The 9,903-nt window shown below is 61.4% G+C and carries 6 protein-coding genes and 1 pseudogene; 3 read left to right on the forward strand and 4 right to left on the reverse strand.

The annotated features are described in order from the left end of the window. Positions 1-35: 35 nt before the first annotated feature. The 3 genes and pseudogenes from NW819_RS04695 to glyA all read right to left on the reverse strand — a co-directional run bounded on the left by NW819_RS04695 (position 36) and on the right by glyA (position 3,159). Positions 36-602, reverse strand: coding sequence for a hypothetical protein (locus NW819_RS04695; protein WP_414342223.1), 567 nt, complete (start codon positions 600-602; stop codon positions 36-38). A gap of 98 nt (positions 603-700) precedes the next feature. Further along, positions 701-1,810, reverse strand: a complete 1,110-nt coding sequence (locus NW819_RS04700; protein WP_414413042.1) for a glycosyltransferase family 4 protein — start codon at positions 1,808-1,810, stop codon at positions 701-703. Positions 1,811-1,834: 24 nt separating this feature from the next. Then, positions 1,835-3,159: pseudogene (gene glyA, locus NW819_RS04705) on the reverse strand (serine hydroxymethyltransferase). Positions 3,160-3,506: 347 nt separating this feature from the next. On the opposite strand from glyA, the gene psaM reads away from it, so the two are divergent. The 3 genes from psaM to purL all read left to right on the forward strand — a co-directional run bounded on the left by psaM (position 3,507) and on the right by purL (position 8,647). Next, positions 3,507-3,599 carry a photosystem I reaction center subunit XII gene (gene psaM, locus NW819_RS04710; RefSeq protein ID WP_011434349.1) on the forward strand — a complete coding sequence of 31 codons (93 nt, stop codon included), beginning with the start codon at positions 3,507-3,509 and terminating at the stop codon, positions 3,597-3,599. A 206-nt stretch (positions 3,600-3,805) separates the two neighbouring features. Beyond that, a complete protein-coding gene (gene recG, locus NW819_RS04715) occupies positions 3,806-6,319 on the forward strand; it encodes an ATP-dependent DNA helicase RecG (RefSeq protein ID WP_414413045.1) in 2,514 nt (837 codons plus the stop codon). A gap of 21 nt (positions 6,320-6,340) precedes the next feature. Beyond that, positions 6,341-8,647, forward strand: a complete 2,307-nt coding sequence (gene purL / locus NW819_RS04720) for a phosphoribosylformylglycinamidine synthase subunit PurL (RefSeq protein WP_414413043.1) — start codon at positions 6,341-6,343, stop codon at positions 8,645-8,647. Between the two features lie 86 nt (positions 8,648-8,733). Here the strand turns inward: purL and NW819_RS04725 are convergent. Beyond that, positions 8,734-9,903 (reverse strand): FAD-dependent oxidoreductase (locus tag NW819_RS04725; protein ID WP_414413044.1); only part of this gene is annotated, 1,170 nt, incomplete at its 5' end.

The raw sequence follows: 9,903 nt of genomic DNA on the forward strand, positions 1-9,903 counted from the left end.
TCAGCGTAAATGTATCAGGAAGGCAACTGAGTTCCTCAAGTAAGGTGCACCGACTGTTGGACGAGGATCCCTGGTGTTTTGGGCAAAGGTTGGCTCAAGCGTCTGATCTGAGCCTGCGCCTGCAGTTGTTCGTCAATCCAGTCCGCCAGTTCCCGCATGTAAAGCGCCACATGGATCGCCTGGTCGCGCTGTGCTGGCTCCACACCTTTTTCCGCCAGGCGGGCCAGAATTACGGGATCGCTCAGCTCCTCCAGGGCGGCAAAGTCTTCCGGTTGGTCGAACCCCAGCTCTGCCATTTTCTCGAACACATACCCCAGCTGCAGGCCGGTGGCCTCGCACTGCCCCTCCAGTTGCCAGGGATCCCTCAAGGCCAGGGCAACAGTTCGGTAGGCGGTTTGGGCGATGGAGCGCCAGGTGCCGCGGTGGATGCGCAGGCTGAGTTGCTGCCGATCCCAGCCCAGGGCTTCTCGCACCAACAGGCCGCAATTGCAGCGGGTGCTGTCCCGCCAGCAGTACTCCCAGTCCCAGAAGCCCCAGTGTTGGGATTGGATACGATCCGCGGTGCGGCGCAGGAGAGCTGCCAACTCAGGTGTGGGGCGCATGAGGCAACACAGAGCTAAACAAAAAACAACAAAACAAAAAACAACAAATATAGAGCGCCTCCAGTCTAGGCAGGCGAGCGATGGAGAACAAGCCCAGCTCAATCTTCTTTACATTCCTGGTCGCAACAGCATTGCGGAGCAACATATTCCTGTTCGGGCCTGTCCTCCGAGGGCAAAGCTCGTTGCCGTTGCCAAGCCCCCCAAGCCACCCCTGCCAACACCAGCGAGGCCCCGCCCAGGTAGGTGCCTCCTGCCGGCAAGCCCGCCAAGGCCAAGGCCAGGGATCCCCCCCAGAGGGTCATGGCGTAGATGAGCAGCACCGAATGCCGCTGGGATAGGCCGGCTTTGAGCAAGCGGTGGTGCAAGTGGCCTTTGTCGGGATGGAAAGGCGACTTCCCCCTGGCCAGCCGCTTGAGGATTACGGTGGACATATCCAGGATCGGCACCGCCAAGATAAAGAAAGGCAGAGCCACTGCCAGCGTGGTCACCCCCTTGGCCACCCCGATCACCCCGATCCCAGCCAGGGTAAAGCCCAAAAAATAGGCCCCTCCATCCCCCATGAAGATCTGCGCCGGGTTGAAGTTGTAGCGCAAAAAGCCTAGGCAAGCTCCCGCCAAAGCCGCCGCCAGCATGGCCGCCGCCGGTCGATCCAGCAGCAGGGTTACGATCAGCATCACCACTGCCGCAATTCCCGACACCCCTGCCGCCAGCCCATCCAGCCCGTCCATGAAGTTGATGGCGTTGGCCATCCCCACCAGCCAGAACAGGGTAATCAGCAGGCTCAACCACACCGGAAAGGGCCAGATCCCTCTCCCGGGCAGACTGATGAACTCAATGCGCACCCCTACTCCCCAAGCGGCAGCAGCCACGCCGAATTGCATCAACAAGCGGGAAAAAGGCGACAGGTGAAACAGGTCGTCCGCCAGGCCAATCAAAAAAAACAAAACCCCACCGATCGTCACCCCCCAAATCTCGTACTCCTGCTCGGTGCGCAAGCCCCCAAAAGCTCCGGCTCCCCAGAGCAACAGCAGGGCCACCAAGTTCCCAAAAAAGATGGAAACCCCCCCCAGGCGTACCATCGGCTGCCGGTGGATCTTGCGCTCGTCGGGAAAATCCAACTGGCCACTGCGGATCCCGACCGCCTTCACCACCGGGGTTGCCCACAGAACCACACAGGCAGCAGCCAGAAAGGCAACCAAGTAGGGCATAGCAAGCCGTGGCGAGGATTGCGGTTATCCCAAGTGGGGGTAGAGGGGGAAACGACGACAGAGCTGAGCCACCCGCTGGCGACACTCTTCCAATACAGCAGGCTCCTCAGGCTGAAACAGACAATCGGCGATGATCTCCCCAATTTCCTCAAATTCTACTGGCCCCAAGCCGCGGGTGGTCAAGGCTGGGGATCCCAGACGCAGGCCGCTAGCTACAAAGGGCGGCTGTGGGTCGAAGGGAATGGTGTTCTTATTGGCGGTGATGTGGATCTCCCCCATCAGCCGATCCGCCCGTTTGCCCGTCATTACCGGATCCGCCGCCCCAGTTTTTTCCAGCACCGCCGAAACCGAGCGCAGATCCAGCAGCATCAGGTGGTTGTCTGTGCCCCCGGAAACCAGTCGAATGCCCCGCCGTTGCAGGGATCCCGCCAGGGCTTGGGCATTGGCGATAACTTGGGCCGAGTACTGGGCAAAGCTGGGCTGCAGGGCTTCCCCAAAGGCCACCGCCTTGCCGGCAATGACATGCTCCAGCGGCCCCCCTTGACTGCCGGGGAACACCGCCTTATCCAGCTTTTTGCCCAGCTCTGGGTCGCGGGTGAGAATGAGCCCTCCACGCGGCCCGCGCAGCGTCTTGTGGGTAGTGGTGGTCACCACATCGCAGAGGGGCACGGGGTTGGGGTGATGTCCAGTGGCCACCAAGCCGGCAATGTGGGCAATGTCGGCCAGAAGATAGGCCCCCACCTCGTCGGCAATGGCGCGGAAAGCGGCAAAGTCAATTGTCCGCGGATAGGCAGAGTAGCCGCAGATGATCAGCTTGGGCCGGTGCTGCAGGGCCAGATCCCGCACTTGGTCAAAATCAATCCGCTCCGTCTGCGGATGCACCCCGTAGTGCACCACGCGGAACCACTTGCCGGAGACGTTTACCGGGGAGCCGTGGGTGAGGTGGCCGCCGTGGGCCAGATCCATGCCCATAATTGTGTCTCCTGGCTGCAGCAGGGCCAGGAAAACGGCGAAATTGGCCTGCGCCCCCGAGTGGGGCTGCACATTGGCGTGGGCTGCCCCGAACAATTGCTTAGCCCGGTCAATGGCCAGTTGTTCAATCTCGTCAATAAACTCGCAGCCGCCGTAGTAGCGCTTGCCGGGCAACCCTTCCGCATACTTGTTGGTGAGCACCGAGCCCTGGGCTGCCAAGACGGCAGGAGAAGTGAAGTTCTCGCTGGCGATCATCTCCAGGTGATCCCGCTGCCGGTTGAGCTCTTGCTGGATCAGGCGGTAAACAAGGGATCCGTTTCCGCCAGGATGGCCAAGCTATCCCGTGAGGTGGTCAGACTTTGTGGAGCAGCTACCATGATGACGCCAAGACCGAACTTCGCAGGAGGAATGGGCAAGAACTGCTTCGCCGTCGCGACGGCGTTGCGGAGCAACATCGTAGCATGACCCGCAAACCAGCAGCGCAGGCCCCGGCCTTTCTGCCTGGGGTAAAACCCCAAAACTGAGAAAGAATCCCTTGCTTTAGGGGTGGGGAGAATGTCAATCGATCCAAGCAGAGGATCTGGGAGCCACGGTCAAGCGGGATGGGCAAGGGCTGCTTTGTAAAGAATGTTGAGCTTTTCTTCTCGGTGTCAAGGCTACCCCTCAAGCTACGGTAGAGTGAGGGGGCTGACTTTTGTGCAATTCCACTGTTAGGGAGTTGGTTATGACGGACGCACAAGTTTTCACCATCCTGGCGATTGCCTTGGTGCCGGCAGTGATGGCTCTGCTTTTGGGATCCGCCCTGGCCCGCAGCTAAAGCTCCTGCATCTCCCAAAAAGTGCCTCTGGATCCCTTCGGCCTGCCCCGTCACGACAGTGTTGCGGAGTAATAAGGCAGGCTTTTTTCTTTATCAAGGAATGGAAAGTGTGGCTTGCGCTGCTGCACTCCTTCGGTTGTCCTGCCGTTGTTGGCTAAAGTTGGATTGATAAGGAGCACTCCCGGCAGCCAAGCAACTTGAGCCAGGTGGATCTACAGCGGCTTCAGCGCGCCCTTTCCCTAGAAGCAGAGGTGGGGTTTACCGACCTGCGGGGGCGAGAGCAGACCTTCTCCCAATTTTTGGGGAGCGTGTTCGGACAGGATCCCCCCTCTGACTGGGCGCTGAGTGGAGATGACCGGCGGCGGTGGCGAGAACTGGGATCCCGCTATACCCTGTATTCCGAGCTGGAGCTGCCCGAACGCCAGCACCTGGTGGCCGAAACCCGCCGCTGGCTGGAGCGAGTCCGACGTCAGCAAGAGCTGTCCCGACCGAGTTCCCACCAACCTGGCTCGTTTGCAGCCTCGTTGCCACAGCGCTCTGGTTTCCCTGCCGTAGGCGTAGCAACAACCCCCCCAGAGGCAGGGCGGAGCACGATTTCCCCATCTCTCCCCGCCGGCCTCAGCCTGGAGCAGCCGCTGCAGTTTCTCAAAGGCATTGGTCCCAAGTCAGCGGAGAAACTGGCACAACTGGGCCTACACAGCGTGCGGGATGCCCTCTACTACTTCCCCCGCGACTACCTGGACTATTCCCGGCGGGTGCTCATCCGCCAAGCCAAGGTGGGGGAGACCGTTACCCTTGTAGGGACGGTGAAAAGTTGCAGTTGCTTTACCAGCCCTAAGAATCCCTCGCTGACCATCTTCAACCTAAAGATTGCCGACAAAAGTGGTGTAATTACCCTCAGCCGCTTCTACAGCGGGCGGCAGTTTGCCCAGCGCAGTTGGCAAGCTTCCCTGGAGCGGCAATACCCCAAGGGGGCCCTGGTGGCTGCCAGCGGCCTGGTCAAAAAGGGCCGGTTGGGCCTAACGCTGGATAACCCGCAACTGGAGGTGCTGGGGGGAGAGGGCGAGGAGCTGGACAGGCTGGGCAAGATCTTGCCAGTTTACCCTCTCTCGGAAGGGATCCCCGCCGATCTGGTGCGCAAGGCGGTGCAACTGGCTTTGCCGGCGGCGGCCTTGGTGGAGGATCCCTTGCCGGCGGATCTCAAGCGGCAGTTGCAGCTTTTGGACTTGCCTGTTGCCCTGCAGCAGATCCACTTTCCTGAGACCCGAGAACTGCTGGCCCAGGCCCGGCGGCGGCTGGTGTTCGATGAGTTTTTCTACCTACAACTAAGCCTATTGCAGCGGCGACACCGCTATCGTGCCCAAGCTCAGGCCATACCTCGTTACCAGCCGGCTAGAGGGGAGCTGTTGGATCGCTTCTACCAAATCCTGCCCTTTCAGCTTACCGCTGCCCAGCAGCGGGCCATCGACGAGATCCTAGCGGATCTGCGGGATCCCTTGCCCATGAACCGCCTCTTGCAGGGAGATGTGGGATCCGGCAAAACCGTGGTGGCGGTGGCAGCTGTGCTGGCAGCCATTCAATCCGGTTGGCAGGCGGCCCTCATGGCTCCCACCGAGGTTTTGGCCGAGCAACACTACCGCAAGTTGGTGGAATGGCTCAGCCAGCTGCAGGTGCCCGTTGAACTGTTGACTGGATCCACGCCCCCTGCTAAGCGCCGGGAGATCCTGCGGCAGTTGCAGACCGGGGAATTGCCCTTGGTGGTGGGCACCCATGCTCTCATCCAGCCGGCAGTGCAGTTTCGCAACCTGGGCTTGGTGGTCATCGACGAGCAGCACCGCTTTGGCGTGGAGCAGCGGGCCGCTCTGCAACAGAAAGGGGATCACCCCGATGTTCTCACTATGACCGCCACCCCCATCCCCCGCACCCTCACCCTGGCCCTGCATGGGGATCTGGATGTTACCCAAATTGACGAGCTGCCGCCGGGGCGCAAGCCCGTGCACACCCTGGTGGCCCGGCCAGGGGATCGCCTGCAGGTGATGCGGCTTATCGAGCGGGAAATTGCCCAAGGGCGGCAGGCCTACGTGGTGCTGCCGTTGATTGAAGAGTCGGAGAAGCTGGATCTGAAATCCGCCATCGAGGAACACCAGCGTCTGCAGGAAAAGGTCTTCCCCCAATTTCGGGTGGGCCTGCTGCACGGGCGCTTGACCAGTAGCGAGAAGGAAGCTGTCATTGCGGCCTTTCGCCGGCGGGAGCTGGATATTCTGGTCTCTACCACGGTGGTGGAGGTGGGGGTAGATGTGCCCAATGCCTCGGTGATGCTGGTGGAGCACGCAGAGCGCTTCGGGCTCTCCCAACTGCACCAACTGCGGGGGCGGGTAGGGCGGGGATCTGACCAGGCCTACTGCATCCTGATGACAGGATCCAAAAGCGAGGAGGCCCTGCGGCGGCTCAAGGTGCTGGAGCAGTCCCACGACGGGTTTTTCATTGCCGAGATGGATCTGCGCTTCCGCGGCCCAGGGGAGGTGATGGGCACCCGCCAGTCGGGGCTACCCGATTTTGCCCTGGCCAGTCTCATGGAGGATCAAGAGGTGCTGCAGCTGGCCCGCCAGGCGGCAGAGCAGCTTATTGTCCAAGACCCTGACCTGAAGCGCTGGCCCCCCTTAAGCCGCATACTGGAAGAGCGTCAGGCCCGTCTCTTGGGCCCTGGGTTGTTGACCTAAGCTAGGGGCAATTGGAGCACTATGCCCTATACTCTCGAAGACTTAAAAGCCCACGGCCTTTCCCCGGCGGAATATCAACAGATCCAGCAGCAGCTGGGCCGGGATCCCAACCCCAACGAGCTGGCCATGTTTGGGGTGATGTGGTCAGAGCACTGCTGCTACAAAAACTCCCGCCCTCTGCTGAAAAACTTTCCCACCACGGGCGAGCGGGTAGTGGTGGGGCCGGGGGAAAATGCCGGCGTAGTAGATCTGGGGGAGGGGGATTGGCTGGCGTTTAAGATCGAGTCCCACAACCATCCTTCGGCAGTGGAGCCCTTCCAGGGGGCAGCTACCGGCGTGGGAGGGATCCTGCGGGATATCTTTACCCTGGGCGCCCGTCCCATTGCCCTGCTTAACTCGCTGCGCTTTGGGCCGCTAACAGATCCCCGCAACCGCCGCCTCATGGCCAGGGTGGTGGAAGGGATCGCCCACTACGGCAACTGTGTCGGGGTACCCACAGTGGGGGGAGAAGTGGCGGTGGATCCCTGCTACAGCGGCAATCCCTTGGTCAACGTCATGGCTCTGGGGCTGCTGGAGACGCCGGCAGTGGTGAAATCGGCAGCGCGGGGGGTGGGGAACCCGGTCTTGTACGTGGGCGCCACCACCGGGCGGGATGGCATCCGCGGCGCCAGCTTTGCCAGCGCCGAGCTCAAGGAGGATGCGCAGCAGGATCGGCCGGCAGTGCAGGTGGGGGATCCCTTCCTGGGCAAGTGCCTCATCGAGGCCTGTCTGGAGGCCTTTGCCACAGGAGCTGTGGTGGCTGCCCAGGATATGGGGGCAGCCGGGATCACCTGCTCCACCGCGGAGATGGCCGCCAAGGGAGGGGTGGGGATCCGCTTTGACCTCGACCGAGTGCCGGCGCGGGAAAGCGGCATGGCTGCCTGGGAATACCTGCTCTCGGAATCCCAGGAGCGGATGCTGCTGGTGGTGCAAAAAGGCCGCGAGGCGGAGGTGATGGAGATCTTCCACCGCTGGGGTTTGCAAGCTAGTGTGGCCGGGGAAGTCATTGCCGAGCCGCTGGTGGAGATCTGGCACCAGGGATCCTGCGTGGTGCAGGTGCCGGTGCGGGCTTTGGCCGAAGACACCCCCGTCTATGTCCGTCCGGTGTTGCCAGAGCCGCCAGCCTACGTGCAGGCAGCGTGGCAATGGGATCCCGCCACTCTACCCCCTTGTGATTGCCAGGGGATCCACCTCGCTCAGGCAACGCTGGCATGGAAAGAGGTGCTGCTGCAGCTTTTGGCCAGCCCCACCCTGGCCAGCAAAGCCTGGATCTATCGCCAATACGACCACCAGGTGCAAAACAACACCGTCCTTTGGCCGGGCCAGGGAGATGCGGCGGTTATCCGCATCCGTTCCCAAAAGTTTGGCGTGGGCGAGGTGCCGCCCCTGCGAGCTTCCCGCAAGGCCATCGCTGCCACCCTGGATGGCAATGGCCGCTGGGTGTATTTGGATCCCTACGAGGGGGCCAAGGCAGCCGTGGCGGAAGCTGCCCGCAACCTCACCTGTGTGGGGGCCGATCCCCTAGCTGTTACCGATAACCTTAACTTTGGCAATCCCGAAAACCCGGTGGTGTACTGGCAGCTGGCCCTGGCCTCTCGGGGGATTGGAGATGCCTGCCGTGCCCTCGGTACGCCGGTAACGGGGGGAAACGTTTCTCTCTACAACGAGACCCTCACCCCCCAGGGATCGCAGGCTATCTACCCTACCCCTGTCATTGGCATGGTGGGTCTTATTCCCGACTTGAAATGCATCTGTGGCCAGGGGTGGCAGCAAGAAGGGGATCTCATTTACCTCCTGGGATCCCAGGCCCTCACCAGCTTGGGGGGCAGCGAGTATTTGGCGGTCATCCACCAGCAAGTTACGGGCCGGCCCGCGCCAGTGGATCTGGAATTGGAAAAGCGGGTGCAAGCTGCCTGTCGCCATGGAATCCGCCAGGGCTGGGTGCGCTCTGCCCACGACTGCAGCGAGGGGGGATTGGCTGTGGCTTTGGCAGAAGCCTGCTTGAGCGGAGGCCGCGGCGCAACCCTCTCCCTGGCTCCTGGATCCTTGCGCTGGGATCAGGCCCTGTTTGGCGAGGGATCCAGCCGCATCCTAGTCTCCGTAAGCCCGGCCCACCGTTCCCTCTGGGAAGCCTATTTGGAGTCCCAGCTCCCCGGCCAGTGGCAGCTTGTGGGAGAGGTGGGATCCCCTGCGGATCCCCTGCTCTTAAGGACGGCAGAAGAGGATCCCTTACTGGTGGTGTCTTTGGCAGCCATGCAGGCCGCCTACCACGGTGCCTTTTCGGACTAGCTGAGCCTCGGTTGGGAAACCGTTTTCTGCGCCCAGCTCCCTTCTCCCTTGGGGAGAGGGGCCAGAGGTTGGAGAGGAAAACATCCTTAGGGGGATTTTTCCTCACACAAATTGGCCTGGATCACCTCTCGATATTGGGACTTGGGCTTAACGCCCACCAACTGGGCCACCAGCGTCTTGTTTTTGAAAAATTGCACCGTCGGGGTGCCCGCCACCCCCCCTGCCTCTGCAATCTCCGGATCTTTCTCAATATCGATCTCCACCACGTGCAGCTTGTCCGAGAACTCATCGATGATCTTGTTCAAGATCGGCTTGAGGGCATGACAAGGGGCACAGGTGGGGGCGGTGTACTTGACCATGAGCAGGCGATCGCTTTCGTGGTAGAGTCGCCGCAGGGCATAGCTCCCCTCATGGCAAGTCTTGCTGAAGTCTAAGTCATCCTGTCCATTCTCCTCAAAGCTGGCCTCCTCAACAGCAGGATCCCCAGCAGACTCTGCCGCAGAAGTCGCAGCAGGGCTGGGTTCAGGATGGCTTTGGGGAAGGACGTGATACTCCTGGGCCAAGCCGTGTTCCGAGAGCCAGCGCTCTGCCAACATGGCCGCCATACAGCCGGTGCCGGCAGCGGTAATCGCCTGACGAAACTCGTGATCCTGCACGTCGCCGGCGGCAAACACCCCCTCCACACTGGTGGCCACGGATCCCGGGCGGGTGACGATGTAGCCGACTTCATCCAGTTCCAGTTGTCCTTTGAACAAGTCGGTGTTGGGCTTGTGGCCAATGGCATAAAATAGGCCACCCACTGACATCTCGCGTATTTCGCCGGTTTGGTTGTTCCGCACTTTCACCCCGGTCAGGCGCAGGCCGTCGCCCATCACTTCCACCGCCTCGGTGTTCCAGTGCACAGTGATCTTGGGGTTGTTGAGAACACGATCCTGCATGGCCTTGCTGGCCCGCATTTTGTCGCTGCGCACCAGCATGTGCACGTGGGATCCAAACTTGGTCAGGTAGGTGGCCTCCTCACAGGCAGTATCGCCGCCGCCGATCACCACCAATTCCACCCCTCTGAACATAGGCATAGCCCCATCGCAGATCGCACAGGCCGACATGCCCCGGTTCCAATAGGTCTCCTCTCCGGGCAGGTGTAGGCGCTTGGCTGTGGCCCCGGTGGCGATGATCAGGCTGTGGGTGCGCAGTTCCCGCTCGTCAGAACGGACGACAAAAGGCCGCTGGCTTAAATCGACGAAGGTGACATCTTC

Origin of the sequence: Synechococcus sp. R8-2, assembly GCF_047461715.1 — a bacterium.
Taxonomy (GTDB): domain Bacteria; phylum Cyanobacteriota; class Cyanobacteriia; order Thermostichales; family Thermostichaceae; genus Thermostichus.